At 50.4% G+C, this 16,402-nt stretch carries 14 protein-coding genes and 2 pseudogenes; 11 read left to right on the plus strand and 5 right to left on the minus strand.

The window, feature by feature from the left end:
• Positions 1-75: 75 nt before the first annotated feature.
• Positions 76-931, minus strand: a pseudogene (locus tag PT300_05065) (IS256 family transposase).
• Positions 932-967: 36 nt separating this feature from the next.
• Positions 968-1,795, minus strand: a pseudogene (locus PT300_05070) (IS630 family transposase).
• A 260-nt stretch (positions 1,796-2,055) separates the two neighbouring features.
• Here PT300_05070 and rpsF point away from each other — a divergent pair.
• Genes rpsF through rplI form a run of 4 tightly spaced genes read left to right on the plus strand, consistent with a single transcriptional unit; the run spans position 2,056 to position 3,494 of the window.
• Complete coding sequence (gene rpsF / locus PT300_05075) at positions 2,056-2,451, plus strand: 30S ribosomal protein S6 (GenBank protein ID MDF7680014.1); 396 nt, start codon at positions 2,056-2,058, stop codon at positions 2,449-2,451.
• A gap of 5 nt (positions 2,452-2,456) precedes the next feature.
• On the plus strand, positions 2,457-2,771 hold the full coding sequence (gene priB, locus PT300_05080) for a primosomal replication protein N (protein MDF7680015.1): 315 nt from the start codon (positions 2,457-2,459) through the stop codon (positions 2,769-2,771).
• A 4-nt stretch (positions 2,772-2,775) separates the two neighbouring features.
• On the plus strand, positions 2,776-3,003 hold the full coding sequence (gene rpsR, locus PT300_05085; GenBank protein ID MDF7680016.1) for a 30S ribosomal protein S18: 228 nt from the start codon (positions 2,776-2,778) through the stop codon (positions 3,001-3,003).
• 41 nt (positions 3,004-3,044) lie between these two features.
• Positions 3,045-3,494 carry a 50S ribosomal protein L9 gene (rplI, locus tag PT300_05090; GenBank protein MDF7680017.1) on the plus strand — a complete coding sequence of 150 codons (450 nt, stop codon included), beginning with the start codon at positions 3,045-3,047 and terminating at the stop codon, positions 3,492-3,494.
• A gap of 91 nt (positions 3,495-3,585) precedes the next feature.
• On the opposite strand, the gene PT300_05095 is transcribed toward rplI, so the two are convergent.
• Positions 3,586-4,227 carry a LysM-like peptidoglycan-binding domain-containing protein gene (locus PT300_05095; GenBank protein MDF7680018.1) on the minus strand — a complete coding sequence of 214 codons (642 nt, stop codon included), beginning with the start codon at positions 4,225-4,227 and terminating at the stop codon, positions 3,586-3,588.
• 100 nt (positions 4,228-4,327) lie between these two features.
• Here PT300_05095 and PT300_05100 point away from each other — a divergent pair, with 100 nt between their 5' ends.
• The 3 genes from PT300_05100 (at position 4,328) to cycA (ending at position 6,988) form a co-directional block, all read left to right on the plus strand.
• On the plus strand, positions 4,328-4,465 hold the full coding sequence (locus PT300_05100; GenBank protein MDF7680019.1) for a hypothetical protein: 138 nt from the start codon (positions 4,328-4,330) through the stop codon (positions 4,463-4,465).
• Positions 4,466-4,589: 124 nt separating this feature from the next.
• Positions 4,590-5,210 carry an FKBP-type peptidyl-prolyl cis-trans isomerase gene (fklB, locus tag PT300_05105; protein ID MDF7680020.1) on the plus strand — a complete coding sequence of 207 codons (621 nt, stop codon included), beginning with the start codon at positions 4,590-4,592 and terminating at the stop codon, positions 5,208-5,210.
• A 371-nt stretch (positions 5,211-5,581) separates the two neighbouring features.
• Positions 5,582-6,988, plus strand: a complete 1,407-nt coding sequence (cycA, locus tag PT300_05110) for a D-serine/D-alanine/glycine transporter (protein MDF7680021.1) — start codon at positions 5,582-5,584, stop codon at positions 6,986-6,988.
• 113 nt (positions 6,989-7,101) lie between these two features.
• On the opposite strand, the gene PT300_05115 is transcribed toward cycA, so the two are convergent.
• Complete coding sequence (locus tag PT300_05115; GenBank protein MDF7680022.1) at positions 7,102-7,950, minus strand: SDR family oxidoreductase; 849 nt, start codon at positions 7,948-7,950, stop codon at positions 7,102-7,104.
• An 83-nt stretch (positions 7,951-8,033) separates the two neighbouring features.
• On the opposite strand from PT300_05115, the gene PT300_05120 reads away from it, so the two are divergent.
• Positions 8,034-8,417 (plus strand): helix-turn-helix domain-containing protein, encoded by a 384-nt coding sequence (locus tag PT300_05120; protein ID MDF7680023.1) that lies wholly within the window; start codon positions 8,034-8,036, stop codon positions 8,415-8,417.
• A 57-nt stretch (positions 8,418-8,474) separates the two neighbouring features.
• Positions 8,475-9,218 carry a 3'(2'),5'-bisphosphate nucleotidase CysQ gene (cysQ, locus tag PT300_05125; protein MDF7680024.1) on the plus strand — a complete coding sequence of 248 codons (744 nt, stop codon included), beginning with the start codon at positions 8,475-8,477 and terminating at the stop codon, positions 9,216-9,218.
• A gap of 69 nt (positions 9,219-9,287) precedes the next feature.
• Here the strand turns inward: cysQ and PT300_05130 are convergent, their stop codons facing one another.
• The gene (locus tag PT300_05130) at positions 9,288-10,634 is read right to left on the minus strand and encodes a hemolysin family protein (protein MDF7680025.1); all 1,347 of its coding nucleotides are present in this window, start codon (positions 10,632-10,634) and stop codon (positions 9,288-9,290) included.
• Positions 10,635-10,911: 277 nt separating this feature from the next.
• On the opposite strand from PT300_05130, the gene PT300_05135 reads away from it, so the two are divergent.
• On the plus strand, positions 10,912-12,645 hold the full coding sequence (locus PT300_05135) for an autotransporter assembly complex protein TamA (protein MDF7680026.1): 1,734 nt from the start codon (positions 10,912-10,914) through the stop codon (positions 12,643-12,645).
• Positions 12,642-16,400 (plus strand): translocation/assembly module TamB, encoded by a 3,759-nt coding sequence (locus PT300_05140; protein ID MDF7680027.1) that lies wholly within the window; start codon positions 12,642-12,644, stop codon positions 16,398-16,400. The genes PT300_05135 and PT300_05140 overlap by 4 nt, the downstream gene beginning before the upstream one ends.
• The last annotated feature ends 2 nt before the right edge of the window (positions 16,401-16,402 follow it).

The following is a 16,402-nucleotide window of genomic DNA, read 5'->3' on the forward strand; positions in this document are numbered from 1 at the left end:
TGACGTCGGGCTCACTGAGCCTTAACTATTGTTGTCTGAAGTTAACATCTGAGACAATACACATGATAAACAAAGGATATCGGGCGGATAACCGAAGAACGTATTGAGATTTTCCCAGTGCGCACGCCAGCTCTTACTGATTTGTGGGTATTTCTCATCCCATTCGCTGGCAAACTTATCCAGTGCCATCAGTGCCGCTTCCTCTGTGGCGGCCTGATACACCGCTTTCAGGCCACCGGTAACGGCTTTGTAGTCCTTCCACGATACGTATTTCAGACTGTTGCGTACCATGTGAATGATGCACAACTGGACATGGGTCTGCGGGTAAACACTGTTGATGGCATCCGGAAAGCCCTTCAGGCCGTCCACACAGGCAATCAGGACCCCGGTTTTTCAGCTCTGTCAGGACACTGAGCCAGAATTTTGCCCCTTCGTTTTCGGCCAGCCACATACCCGGCAGTTCCTTATGACCTGAGGTATTAATACCCAGCGCGAGGAACACGGCTTTGTTAATCACGCTGCCATTATGACGGACTTTTATGAAAATACAGTCAAGGTAAACAATGGGATACAGGGCATCCAGCGGGCGGTTTTGCCATTCGATAACCTGTTCTTTCACCGCATCAGTGACTTTAGATATCAGAGTGGGTGACACATCCGCATCATACATTTCCTTAAATGTATCAACGATTTCACGTATGGTCATGCCTCTGGCATACAGGGACAAAATCTGGCTGTCCATCTGTGTGATACGGGTCTGGTTCTTCTTAATAAGCTGAGGTTCAAAGGTATTTTCGCGGTCACGTGGCGTACTGATTTCAATCTGGCCATCGTCGCAAAGCAGGGTTTTAGACGAGTAGCCATTGCGGGTATTTGTGCCTGATTTTCTGGTGTTTTTATCATACCCGAGGTGCTCAGTTAACTCCGCATTACATTGAGCGCTGTTTCGACGGTCAGCTTCGTTAGCATCCAGCCAGTGCTCCACTTTCCGGCTTTTATGAATAACGTAGTTATCTGCTATCACCGTGATGGTCTTTGCCCGACGGTATGTGCGGCGGAGTGTTTCCAGCAAACGGATAAATAAATCAGAGTTCTTATTGCTGCCACTGACGTAATGAACTTTTCCTGTATCTGCATGCAGCGCCCCGGCCAGGTAATGCTTCTGATTCTGTCCCGGCGTGGCAACTTGTTTCTGTTGTCCTCTGAGCATCCAGTCAGCGCCGATTTTTGGGTTCAGGTCAATATCAACTTCATCCTGATAAAACACCGGATTTTCTGCCTGATCCTGAGCCAGAGCCTGCTCTATAGCGGACTGTTTTTCATCATAATGCGGGTCTCTGATTTTCAGCGTGGGCGCTGCTCTTCTCCAGACTATTCCCGCCTGTTTCAGGTAGCGGTGCAGCGTTGAACGATGAAGCGTTATATTAAAAACCTGGTTGACGATACGGGCCAGCAATTCTGTACTCCACCGTGAACGTAACCAGCCATAATCTTTCGGGGTACGCTGAATCAGCAATGGCAGAACCCGTAAGATATCGGTAACAGGCCAGTGCTGCTCTCGTCCGGGTCTGAGGCTTCTGAGGCCTTCAGTACCCTATAACGTGAACCCGTTTATCCAGCGGCCCACAGATGAACGGGCGGCACAGAGCAGTCGGGCGACATCGGTAACAGTCATTCCCTGATGCAACATAAGCATAGCGATTAGCCGCCGTGCATCGTTTTTATCGCGAGTCTGCTGTGCTTCTTTACGCATAAAACGTCGTTCTTCAGGAGAAATAGCTGCTATGATCGGCATCGCTCAGTCCGGTTTGTGATTTGTGATGTCTGGCGATTGATCAGATCGCAAAATCCGGGCTGAGTTCCCTCAAAGTGATCTATTATTTTGCGAAGTTATTTAGTGAGCAGAAAAATTATTTATATCATCTGCTTGTCTTCTCCAGATGACGAAAGTAAAATGGCGCGTCAATTTTTCGGCCGTCCTTTAACACGTTCCTTGCCTCTGTGGGCTGCGGCTGACCCAGACAGGAGGCTGAATAATCCGTAAGGAGCAATTTGATGCGTCATTACGAAATCGTTTTTATGGTTCATCCTGACCAGAGCGAACAGGTTCCAGGTATGATTGAACGTTACACCGGTACTATTACTGCGGCCGGGGGTACGATCCATCGTCTGGAAGACTGGGGGCGCCGTCAGCTGGCTTATCCGATCAACAAACTGCACAAGGCACACTATGTTCTGATGAACGTGGAAGCACCGCAGGAAGTGATCGATGAGCTGGAAACTAACTTCCGCTTTAACGACGCCGTTATCCGTAGCATGGTAATGCGTACTAAACACGCGGTTACCGAAGCATCTCCGATGGTAAAAGCGAAAGATGAGCGTCGTGAACGTCGCGAAGATTTTGCTAACGAAGCCGCAGATGATTCTGAAGCTGGGGATTCTGAAGAGTAATCCTGATGACCAATCGTCTGGTGTTGTCCGGCATTGTATGCAGGGCGCCACTGCGTCAGATGAGTCCATCAGGGATCCCTCACTGTCAGTTTGTGCTTGAGCACCATTCTGTACAGGAGGAAGCCGGTTTTTACCGGCAGGCATGGTGTCAGATGCCCGTTATTATTAGCGGACAGCGAAACCAGACCATTACTCACAGTATAACGGTCGGCAGCCATATAACCATTTGTGGTTTCATTTCTTGTCATCAGGCGAAAAATGGCTTAAGCAAACTGGTTCTGCATGCCGAGCAGATTGAATTGATAGATTCTGGAGACTAGCCATATGGCACGTTATTTCCGTCGTCGTAAGTTCTGCCGTTTCACCGCGGAAGGCGTTCAAGAGATCGACTATAAAGACATCGCTACGCTGAAAAACTATATTACTGAAAGTGGTAAAATTGTCCCGAGCCGTATTACCGGTACCCGTGCAAAATATCAGCGTCAACTGGCACGCGCTATTAAACGTGCGCGTTACTTGTCCCTGCTGCCGTACACTGATCGCCATCAGTAATCGGTCGCAGTCCATTAATACGACTTTAAGAGGATAAGGTAATGCAAGTTATTCTGCTTGATAAAGTAGCAAACCTCGGTAGCCTGGGTGATCAGGTTAATGTTAAAGCAGGTTATGCTCGTAACTATCTGGTACCACAAGGTAAAGCGGTTCCGGCTACTAAAAAGAATATTGAGTACTTTGAAGCGCGTCGTGCTGAGCTGGAAGCAAAACTGGCCGCCACCCTGGCAGCTGCTAATGCACGTGCTGAAGCCATCAATGCACTGGCAAGCGTGATCATCACCTCTAAATCAGGTGATGAAGGTAAACTGTTCGGTTCTATCGGCACGCGCGATATTGCAGATGCAATCACTGCTGCTGGTGTCGAAATTGCTAAAAGTGAAGTACGCTTGCCGAATGGTGTTCTACGCACCACCGGTGAACACGTCGTACACTTCCAGGTTCATAGCGAAGTCTTCGCGGAACTGGTAGTCAATATTGTCGCTGAGTAATTTATTACCCGGTTGATATCAAAACGCTGGCATTAAGCCAGCGTTTTATTTTTTGCGTTATCGCTACCGGTTTGCTCCTACCGTGAATGCGTTAGCGTGTACGAATAAAACGACCATCTGGCTGACGAGTAAACAGCACCTGTTGTCCCTTGTCGGTATCAATCGCCAGTCCGGTGACCACGCCACTCGCATTATGTCGGATCTGTACTGGTTGTCCGGTGCGTAATGTGCTTAACGGTTTATCCGCACCTTCTATTTGAGCCATCGCATAGACGTCGGCAGGGGGAAGGTTATGATCACGAAATAGCTGGGCGAGTGTTTTGCCCGCTTCTATATGATAAATATACCATTGTTGTCTCTCTCCCCTCGCGATCACCGGTTGTTGTTGGATCGGGGTAGCAGTGTGATTTCGTTCCACGATTTCTTCCTGTACAGGTTCCGGAACCAGCGGGGCGATTTGATCATCATCATTGATTATCAAAGAGGAGGTCACCGGTGGTAATGACATGGCCTGCTGAGAGAGTGAAGAGGATGGCGCGACATCGATTTCCTGCAGGTGCTGAACCGGTGGTACAGGCTCCTCTCCTGGAAGTAAAATACCGATAATAATTAATATAATACATGCCATTATCCCCCGCCGATGCATCAGTGGCAGAAAAGCCATTATGCGAACATGATCCGTTGCGTGCCAGATCGTTTTCACTATTGTCTGAATATCAATCGACTGCGGTATGATTTTTTTCTTGCTAGGCATATCGTTATTTTCGCTCCCTGGAGTATCAGAGTAGTCTGGCCCATCAGGGCTAATTTGCTTGCCATTCTGGCCCAGGGCCGTGGCAAAAATCTTACCTGCTGGCGGTACGCTGCGGTTTCTCACGCTGTCCGTATCCGGACTGGCAGAGCCTGGTATGCCAGGTGCTAAAGGGGTTGTCGAAATAAAAATATTTTCTCACCCGATTGCGCTGACATGACTATTGTTTCCGTTTCGCGCTGATTTGTCATTATTCCCGACGACAAAGTTTTACCCGATCGGCAATGGCTGATATGCTTCGCCTTTGTTTTCAGTATCGATCTCCCTGAAAAAAGGAATAATAAATGGCAATCCCGACATTTGACATACTTGAAGCACAGGCAAGTTATGGTATTGGCCTGCAGGTAGGACAACAACTGAGCGAATCCGGTCTTGAGGGGCTACAAGTGGATGCGCTGACTGCCGGTATCGCTGATGCGCTGGCAGGCCAGCAACCGCAAGTGCCCGTGGAAACGATTCATCGTGCATTACGTGAAATGCATCAGCGTGCTGATGCCGCACGGCGTGAACGCTCACAGGCGATGGCGGCAGAAGGTCAGAAATATCTGGATGAAAACCGTGAACGAGAAGGCGTAAACAGCACTGAATCGGGTTTGCAATTTCGTGTGCTGACTCAGGGACAGGGGGCGATCCCGGCGCGTTCTGATCGGGTTCGGGTACACTATACAGGTAAACTGATAGACGGTACGGTGTTTGATAGTTCGGTGGCACGCGGTGAGCCAGCAGAATTTCCGGTTACGGGGGTGATTGGTGGCTGGATCGAGGCACTGACGCTAATGCCTGTTGGCTCGAAATGGGAACTGACGATCCCGCACCATCTGGCTTATGGTGAACGTGGGGCAGGGGCTTCTATTCCTCCGTTTAGCACGCTGATTTTTGAAGTTGAACTCCTGGATATTATCTGATTGCGTCGCGCTTCCCCCCTTGTTGGGGAAAGCGCTTCAACGGCTGTGACTGACGGCAGTAAATCGATTCACAACCATTTAGATTGCCTATATGCTGACGACGGAATCAGTGAGCCTGATTTTTATTTCCGTCGATCAGTTCAGGGAATGAATCCGGCAATCTGAATGGTGTACGCAGCCATCGTGTATTGTCGAGGGATACAAAATAATCCTGATGGACCAGGTTCTTAATGAAACTATAAAAATTTTTGTTGTAGCAAAATCATCGTATTCATCTTTTCGATTCTTATCTGATATCGGGCAATATTTTGCGGAATGATGCCGAATGATGAGCCATCAGAACCTGAACAACACAGACAGGAAAAAATGACATGGTAGATAATAGCAAAGTCGATGCCGAAACGCCGGCGACAGGCGAGCAGTCGCTGCAGAGAAATCTTACCAACCGACATATTCAGCTGATTGCTATTGGTGGCGCTATCGGCACCGGGCTATTTATGGGGTCAGGAAAAACGATCAGTCTCGCCGGGCCATCGATCATTTTTGTTTATATGATAATTGGCTTTATGCTGTTTTTTGTGATGCGGGCGATGGGTGAGCTGCTGCTGTCAAATCTGGAGTATAAATCATTCAGTGATTTTGCCGCTGACCTGCTTGGGCCATGGGCGGGCTATTTTACCGGCTGGACTTACTGGTTCTGCTGGGTCGTTACCGGAATGGCCGATGTCGTTGCGATCACCGCCTATGCGCATTTCTGGTTTCCCGGGCTTTCTGACTGGGTGGCCTCGCTGACCGTGATCCTGCTACTGCTGGGTCTGAATCTGGTCACGGTGAAAATGTTTGGTGAGATGGAATTCTGGTTTGCGATGATTAAAGTTATCGCGATTATTGTACTGATCGTGGTAGGTCTGGTGATGGTACTGATGCATTTTACATCCCCTGACGGTATAGAAGCTTCTTTTGCCCATCTGTGGAATGAAGGCGGCTGGTTCCCGAAAGGCATCAGTGGATTCTTTGCCGGTTTCCAGATAGCGATTTTTGCTTTCGTTGGGATTGAACTGGTGGGGACGACGGCAGCAGAAACTAAAGACCCAGAAAAATCGCTGCCACGGGCGATTAACTCTATCCCGCTCCGTATCATCATGTTTTACGTTTTTGCTTTGATCGTGATTATGTCGGTAACTCCGTGGAGCGCGGTGGACCCCGCACGCAGTCCCTTTGTCGCTCTGTTTGTGCTGGCAGGGCTCCCTTCTGCCGCCAGCCTGATTAACTTTGTGGTGCTGACTTCCGCTGCCTCTTCGGCTAACAGTGGTGTCTTCTCGACCAGTCGTATGCTGTTTGGTCTGGCGCAGGATGGTCAGGCCCCCGCGATGTTTGCCAAACTTTCAAAACGCGCCATACCGGCAAAAGGTCTGACCTTCTCCTGTATGTGTCTGCTGGGGGGCGTGGTGATGTTGATTGTTAATCCCAGCGTTATTTCTGCGTTTACTATGATCACCACGGTATCGGCGATTCTGTTTATGTTTGTCTGGAGCATTATTCTGTGCTCGTATCTGGTCTATCGCAAAAAACGCCCGCAACTACATCAGCAGTCGGCCTATAAAATGCCATATGGTCGATTCATGTCCTGGGTTTGTCTGGCGTTTTTTGCCTTCGTTCTGGTGCTGTTAACGCTGGAAAAAGATACCTGCCAGTCGCTCATTGTGACGCCATTGTGGTTTATTTTGCTGGCAGCAGGATGGCTACTGACGGGCAATAAAAAGCGCGAAGGAAAGTAAAAACGAGGGCTAACAGCCGGGTGTGACAAGCTGTTAGCCCTGTTTTTTTATCTGTAACCGGTCACCTGCGTTGTGTGATCAACTGAGAACGCGGTACAAATCGCGATCAGAGATTACAGAATGGTGCGGATACTCTCCGTCAGGGATGTCGTGGGGTGACCCATCAGCGCACTAAGGGCATGGCTATCGTCGAATAAACCGCCTTTCGACGCACCGATATCTGAATTTGCCAGCATCTCTGCCAGTCCCGCTGGCAGGCCAGCACTTTTCAGTGCATCCACGAAATCAGCTTCGCTGAGATTCTGATAGGTGACGTTTTTACCACTTTGCTGACTTAGCTCCGCCACCAGTTCACTCAGTGTCCAGCTTTTATCGGCGGCCAGCTCATAGACTTTTCCGGCATGACCGGTTTCAGTCATCACCCTGGCCGCTGCCTGGGCATAATCAGCGCGCGGCGCGGCGGCAATTTTTCCCTCACCCGCCGCACCGATAAAGACGCCATGCTCGAGCGCCGCTGGCACACTGGCAAGATAATTTTCAATGTACCAGCCATTGCGCAGGAGTGTGTATGGAATACCGGCGTCAGCCAGCATTTGCTCAGTGACAATATGTTCATCACAGAGGCCAAGCAGGGCTTTATCTGCATGTAGCAGGCTGGTATAAGCGATAAATTTCACACCGGCAGTTTTAGCCGCATTGATAACATTGCGGTGTTGCTGTATGCGCTGACCGGGCTCGCTGGCAGAGATAAACAGCAGCTTATCGATGCCCTGTAGCGCCTTCTCCAGTGCGGGCTGATCAGTATAATCCGCCTGGCGTATAGTAATCCCCTGCTGGCGCAGCCCTTGCGCTTTTTCCGGGTTACGGACAATGGCCACAATCTGGCTGGCCGGTACAGTTTTTAACAGATTTTGTATCACCAGTTGGCCCAGCTGGCCAGTGGCACCGGTAATTGCGATCATCAGATTCTCCTTCGTATTGAGTGACAATGATGCTAAATTAGCATTGTTACTAACTTTTAGTAAGTACGTACAAAAAGGTAAGTATGAAAAAGAATAGCCTAACGCTGAGTGAACAGATATGTCGTGGTAATCTGTTCGCTGAAGCCTGCCCATCGCGCGATGTCCTGAAACATGTGACCAGCCGCTGGGGAATATTAATTTTGATGGCACTACGTACAGGTACGCACCGCTTCAGTGAGTTACGACGTAAGATGGGTGGCGTCAGTGAAAAGATGCTGGCCCAGTCATTGCAGGCGCTGGAAGAGGATGGTTTTATTAATCGCTTTTCCCGGCCGGTCGTGCCGCCGCATGTCGAATACAGTCTGACCCCGCTCGGCGAACAGGTGAGTGAAAAAGTTGCTGCATTAGCCGACTGGGTTGAGTTGCATCTGCCGGTGGTACTGGCTAACCATAAGAAAAGAAAGTAATGGCGTTATTGTTCTGCTATCCGCATGGCTGAAAGGGGATAGTCATAGGGAGGAAACATGTTAGGCCAAATAAGTCAGATTGCACGTACTGCCGGTCACGCCATTATGGCGGTTTATAACGGCGAAAAACCGGTTAATATGACCCTTAAAGCAGACGACTCTCCGGTAACGGCGGCAGATGTTGCGGCTCATGAGGTGATACTTCATGGCTTGCAGACGCTGACACCGGATATTCCTGTGCTCTCTGAAGAGGCACCGGAGAAGTGGCCTGTGCGTCAGCACTGGCAACGTTACTGGCTGGTCGATCCGCTGGATGGTACGAAAGAGTTTATTAAACGTAATGGTGAATTTACTGTCAATATTGCACTGATTGAGCAGGGAAAACCGGTTCTTGGTGTGATTTATGTTCCTGTCTTCCAGGTGTTGTATTGCGCCGCCGCGGGGCGGGCATACAAAGAAGAAAAGGGGGTTCGTCAACCTATTCAGGTTCGGGATAGTCAGCCGCCGCGTATTGTTATCAGTCATTCCCACGCGAATGATCGCCAGTTGCAGGCGTATCTGGCAGAAATCGGTGAACATCAGACAACATCGATCGGTTCATCACTGAAATTTTGTCTGGTAGCAGAAGGAGCCGCTCAGATCTATCCCCGCTTCGGGCCGACCAATATCTGGGATACAGCAGCGGGTCATGCTATCGCCCTGGCGGCAGGGGCACATATTCGCGACTGGCAGGGAGCAGAGCTGGACTATACGCCACGCGAATCTTTCCTGAATCCCGGCTTTCGGGTCTCTGTTGACTGATCGGCTGCAGGCAGGGGCGTGTTAAAGGGATGAGCGCGGAAAAACGGCTCCCTCAGGAGCCGTCAGCGATTATTGTACCGACTCCTGTTCGCCCGCTATCTCTTCATCGTGTTTGACCGGAGAGGCCGCGGTTTTATCGTCGATCCGGGTTACCAGTAACTGGTCGATGCGGTAATTATCGATATCGACCACTTCAAACTTATAACCGGAGAATTTTACCGCGTCAGTACGTTTGGGGATCTTACGCAGCATAAACATCATAAAACCGCCAATTGTTTCATAGCTGTCAGATTGCGGAAATTCATCAATATCCAGTACCCGCATGACATCATCAATCGGTGTTCCCCCATCCACCAGCCATGAATCACCATCTCGCGCGACAATTTGTTCTTCCAGCCCCTGGCCGACCAGATCGCCCATCAGGGTTGTCATGACGTCATTAAGGGTGATAATTCCCACCACTAACGCATATTCGTTCATGATCACGGCAAAATCTTCTCCCGCCGCTTTAAAGCTCTCCAGAGCATCTGACAAGGTCAGGGTATCAGGCACAATCAGCGTATTACGGATCTGGACACCCCCGGTCAGTACCAGGCTTTGATTAGCCAGAACCCGGTTGAGTAAATCCTTTGAGTCAACGTAGCCAATAATATGGTCGATATCTTCATTACAGACCAGAAATTTGGAGTGCGAATGGGCGGCAATTTTTTCCTTCAGCGTTTGTTCATCTTCATGTAAGTCAAACCAGATAACACTTTCGCGCGGCGTCATGGATGAGGGTACGGTGCGGGATTCCAGTTCGAATACGTTCTCGATCAGTTCATGTTCCTGTTTACGCAGCACGCCTGCCAGGGCACCGGCTTCGACAACCGCGTAGATATCATCAGACGTAATATCTTCTTTACGCACCATCGGAATATTGAAGAAGCGAAAGAGATGGTTCGCCAGCCCATTGAATAACCACACTATCGGGCGGAAAACCAGCAGACAGAAGCGCATCGGGTTGATGATTCGTAAAACCACGGTTTCCGGTTCAGTCATCGCGATGCGTTTCGGAGCCAGGTCAGCAAACAGAATAAACAGACTGGTGACCAGCGTAAAAGAGAGAATAAAGCTCAGTTGTTCGGAAATTTCATGGGGCATATAGCGGCTCAACAGGCTATTGAAAACCGGTGAGAACGCAGCGTCGCCGACGATACCGCCCAGGATCGCCACCGCATTAAGCCCAATTTGTACTACAGTAAAGAAGGTGCCGGGGTTCTCCTGCATTTTGAGAACATGTTGCGCGTTCACATTACCATCGTCAGCTAATAATTTGAGCTTAATTTTACGTGAAGCAGCCAGAGAAATTTCTGATATCGAAAAAAATGCACTGGCGGCAATCAGACCAAAAATGAATAAAATGCTATTTAACATAGTTTATCCAGCTAAATTAGCCGGATCCTCGGAAGGGAAGTTAATGACTTTCATATAAAACAGATAAAAAAACGGTTCGCAAATGCTGAACAAATAATAACGCCGATTAGTATAGCGTAACTGACTGTAAAATCGCCAGAGCATTCCTGCTTTCTCCTGATTGGCCAGGCCTTAAGTCGTGTTAATATTATCTTTTGACTCTCGATAATTGGTTTTTTTGTCAGACCGTGAACAAAGCGTTCGTTTCTGCGGAGTAACGAAGATTTCAGGAGAAAGCGTGCTACAAATCAGCCGGTTATGTGCCATAAGTCTGTTGCTTATCAGCGGTGCGGTCAGTGCTGCCAGTGTGCGTTTACAGGTCGATGGCTTATCGGGAGATCTGGAAAAAAATGTCCTTGATCAGCTCTCTACGATCAAAAGTGATGAAGTGACCGCTGACCGACGTTTTCGTGCGCGGGTTGATGACGCCATTCGTGAAGGGTTGAGAGCGCTGGGTTACTATCAACCGACTATCGACTTTGATTTACAGCCATCGGCCAAAAAAGGGCACCATTTGTTGCGTGTTAAGGTCACGCCCGGCGAGCCGGTGCGTATTGGCGGCACAACGGTTCTTTTGCATGGCAGTGCCCGCACCGATCAGGATTATCTCGATTTATTAAAACAGCGCCCGGCAATCGGCACGGTGCTTAATCATGGCGATTATGACCGTTTTAAACGTTCCCTTAATCAGCTTGCGCTGCATAAAGGCTATTTTGATAGTGAATTCACCAAGAGCCAGCTTGGCGTTTCTCTCGATCGTCATCAGGCTTTTTGGGATATCGATTATAACAGTGGTGAACGTTATCGTTTCGGTCAGGTTTCATTTAGCGGTTCACAGATTGACGATCAATATCTACAAAATCTGGTGCCATTCCATTCGGGAGATGACTACACATCAGATGATCTGGCAGAGCTCAACCGCCGTCTGACCGCAACGGGATGGTTCAGTTCCGTAGTCGTCGCGCCCGATTTCACAGACTCACGGCAAAGTAAGGTGTTACCCCTGCATGGCGTGGTAGTGCCACGGAAACAGAACAGCGTCGAAACTGGTATCGGTTATTCGACCGATGTCGGACCGCAGTTAAAAATGACGTGGAAAAAACCGTGGATCAATGCGATGGGACATAGCCTGAGCACCAGCGTTAGCCTCTCCACCGTAGAGCCAGAAGCGGATTTCAGCTATAAGATGCCACTATTAAAAAATCCACTGGAACAATACTATCTGGTGCAGGGCGGATTTAAGCGCACTGATCTGCATGATACCAACGCAGACTCCGCCACCGTGGGCATTTCCCGTTACTGGCAAATGTCGAGTGGCTGGCAACGTGCGATCAATTTACGCTGGCGTCTTGATCACTTTACGCAAGCGAGTATTACCAATACCACCATGCTTATCTACCCAGGCATATCGGTCAACCGCACACGAGCTCGGGGCGGGCTGATGCCAGTATGGGGCGATTCTCAACGTTACTCAATAGATTATGCCAGTACCGCCTGGGGATCAGATATCAATTTACTGATCCTGCAGGCCCAGGAGGTATGGATCCGCACACTGCGTGATCGTCATCGTTTTGTGCTGCGCGGTAATCTTGGCTGGATGGATAGTGACAGTTTCAGCCGGGTGCCACCCGATTTGCGCTTCTTCGCGGGCGGCGATCGCAGTATCCGGGGATATGCTTATAAATCCATCTCGCCTGAAGATAACGACAATGAACTGACAGGCGCATCAAAGCTGATGACCGGATCGCTGGAGTATCAATACAATGTGAGTGGCAAATGGTGGGGAGCGCTGTTCATGGATAGCGGTGAAGCCGTCAATGATATTCGTCGCAGCCATTTCAAAACCGGAGCGGGTCTGGGGGTACGCTGGCAGTCACCTGTCGGCCCTGTTAAGCTCGATATCGCACGCCCGATCGCCGACAAAGACAAACACGGTGTGCAGCTTTATCTCGCGCTGGGACCTGAATTATGAGTCGCTGGAAAAAAGTCAGTGCTGGCATCGTCATTTTTTTACTGCTCCTGATAGTAGCGGTAGGTGCGTTGCTGACCACGACCAGTGGCCTGCATCTGTTGCTCAGGGCGGCGGATCGCTGGACACCGGGGCTGGATATTGGTCGTGTCAGTGGTGGCTGGCGTGACCTAACCCTCAATGAAGTACATTTTGCCCAGCCAGGGGTGACGGTGAGCGTCGGCCAGTTACATCTGGCGGTAAAACTCCGCTGTCTGTGGGATCGCCGTTTGTGTGTCGATGATCTCTCACTACGCGATCTCGCTATCGTGATCGACACGCATAATATGCCGCCAGCAAAACCGGTGACCAACAAGGAAAAGCCGCTTAACCTCGCGCTGCCTTATCCTCTGGAACTGAAACATATCGCTTTGCAGAATATGCATATCGCGGTTGATGATACGGCCATTGCGATACAGAATTTCTCTACGGCGATTCACTGGCAGGAGAAAAACCTGACCCTGATGCCCAGCTGGCTACAGGGCATGACGATAGTGTTACCCGAGACGAAAAAGGCCGCAGACAATCCGTCAGTGACGTCGGTATCCGCTCGCCCGCCATCCCCTGCAGAGCCGATTTCTGCTCTCTTCTCTCAGCCACTGTTAGCGAAAATCAACGATGGCCATTTACCCCTGAATCTGACGATCGAAGCCTTTCATGGCGAGCGGTTACGGCTGAACGGAAACTTCCCGATCACGATCGGGAATTTATTGCTAAAAGTCCGTAGCCGTGAAGATGAGATAACCCTCGATACTCTGAATATCGATTCCGATCAGGGTAAATTACGTGCCTCAGGCGATATGCAACTTCACGGTGCATGGCCGGTAAAGCTGACACTGAACAGTATCCTGAACATCGGTGCGCTGGAAAATGAGCGCGCCACATTGAACCTCAACGGAGAACTGCGCAACAAGATGCAGTTCGGGATGGCGTTAGCCGGGCCGCTGGCGGCGAAGCTGGATGGTGAAATAGTGCTAGCAGAAGCCGGGCTACCGCTGAATATCGCCCTCAATAGTCCCCATCTGTACTGGCCGCTGAGTGGCGAAAAACAGATCGAGGCCGATAATCTGCAACTGAATATCAGTGGCAAAATAACGGATTACACCATCGCATTCAGTAGCGCAATATGCGGAGCATCGCTGCCACCCGCGGGTGTGGCGCTTCATGCCAACGGCAATCAACAGCAGCTGAACCTGGATAAGCTGACGATCACAGCTTTGCAAGGGAAAACTGAGCTGCAAGGGTTGCTCGACTGGCAGCAGGCGCTAAGCTGGCAGGGTGAACTGACATTTAACGGCATTAATACCACGAAAATGATACCTGACGGGCCTGTGAAACTGAACGGTCAGCTTAAATCACACGGCAGCCTGTATGGTGGAAGCTGGCAGGTCGCGGTGCCGGAACTGAAAATGAGTGGCAACATCAGAGGAAATAACCTGGATGTCAGTGGTTCGTTGCAGGGTAACAGCTATATGCAGTGGACAACACCGGGTTTGTCTCTGGTAGTGGGGAAAAATCGCCTCGCCGTAAAAGGAGAACTGGGGGAAAAAAATCTGAATCTGGATGCGGTTATCGATGCCCCCAGACTGGATCAGACATGGACGGGACTCAGTGGGACAGTGAAAGGTGAATTAAAAGCGCGCGGCACGGTGGATGCCCCCCAGTGGCTGGCCGATCTCAGTGCCAATAGCTTGCGCTGGCAGGAATTAACGATTGCCCACATCAGTATCGCTGGCGAGGTGCAACCCAGCGCCCCGGTTACCGGTAACCTGAATCTACGCCTTGATCGGCTGAACCAGCCGGGCATGACGATCAAACAGTTACAGCTGGCGATGAAAGGCAATGAGAAACAGCATCATCTGACGCTAAAAGCAGAGGGCGATCCGCTTTCCGGGCAACTGGCGTTGACGGGAGCATTTGATCGCCAGAGCGCAAGCTGGCAGGGAACGCTGAGCGATACACGTTTACAGACTCCGGTCGGGCCGGTTGCGCTGGTACACAATGTGGCGCTGGATTACCGCTATGCTGCACAGGAAATGCGTATTGGCCCACATTGCTGGCGTCACCCTCAAGCGGAGCTTTGTGCACCACAAACTATCGAAGCCGGGCGTTCCGGCCATGTGGTCGCCCGGCTCAATTATCTCAATTTAGCGATGCTGGCACCCTTTTTACCACCAGAAACTCATGCCAGTGGGGTATTGAGTGGTCATACCGATATTCGCTGGGACACCACGCAATCATCGCTGCCGCAGGGAAAGGTCACGTTAAGCGGGCGGGATGTTAAAATCAGCCAGACGATCAATGAAATAGCGCTACCTTTCGCCTTCGATACCCTGAATGTCACGGCTTTGTTGCAGAATAATCGTGCACAGCTGGAGTGGCTGATGCGCCTGACGAACCACAGTCAACTGGATGGGCAAATCCAGATTAACGATCCACAAGGACGCCGTCATCTTGCGGGTCATATCAATATTGACCATATCGCGCTGGCCATGATCAAACCGCTGCTTGCCAGAGGAGAGGCCCAGGGGGAACTCAATGCCCATTTACGCCTCGCGGGGAGTGTCAGATCTCCGCAGCTCTACGGTCAGATGTTGCTGAGTGATGCCGATATAGACGCTAACTTTATGCCATTCGATATGCAGCCCAGCCAGTTAGCCATCAATTTCAACGGTGCGCGTTCTACGCTACAGGGGACGGTGAATACTCGCCAGGGCGATATTGCGCTCAGTGGCGATGCCGACTGGACGCAGATCGATAACTGGCGGGCGCAGATAGCGGCCAGCGGTCATCAGGTGAGGATCACGGTGCCACCGATGGCACGGCTGGATATCTCACCCGATATCAGGGTGACCGCCACCCCGAATTTGCTCACCCTGGATGGTCGTGTTGATATCCCGTGGGCGCGCATCGTTGTGGATCAAGTACCGGAAAGTGCGGTGGCGATCTCGGGCGATGAGGTGATGCTGGATAAAAATCTCAAACCGATTCATCCACAACACAGCAGTATGCCGATTAACAGTAATCTGATGATTCATATTGGCAACGATGCCCGTCTGAGTGCCTTTGGTTTAAAAGCCCGCCTGACTGGCGATCTGCAAGTCTCGCAGGATAAGCAGGGGCTGGGACTCAATGGGCAGATCACCATTCCGCAAGGACGTTTTCATGCCTATGGTCAGGATTTACTGGTACGCAAAGGTGAACTGCTGTTCTCCGGTTCGCCTGAACAGCCGATGCTTAATATTGAGGCCATTCGTAATCCGGATGTCACAGAGGATGGCGTGATTGCCGGTGTGCGCGTCACGGGTACTGCCGACCAGCCGAAAGCGGAGATCTTCTCTGATCCGGCCATGTCTCAGCAGCAGGCGTTATCTTACCTGCTACGTGGACAGGGATTGGGCAGTGAACAGAACGATAGTGCCGCAATGACCTCGATCCTGGTGGGACTGGGGGTTGCACAAAGTGGTCAGATTATGGGTAAAATTGGCGAAACATTTGGTATCAGCAATCTGGTACTGGATACTGAAGGCGCCGGTGATACTTCCCAGGTGGTGGTCAGCGGCTATGTGTTACCGGGTTTGCAGGTCAAATATGGCGTCGGTATTTTTGACTCGCTGGCAACACTGACATTACGTTATCGTCTGATGCCACAACTCTATCTCGAGGCGATATCTGGCGTCGATCAGGCACTTGACTTGCTCTATCAGTTTGAGTTTTAGCA

This window comes from Enterobacteriaceae bacterium ESL0689, assembly GCA_029433525.1.
Lineage (GTDB): Bacteria > Pseudomonadota > Gammaproteobacteria > Enterobacterales > Enterobacteriaceae > JAQTIF01.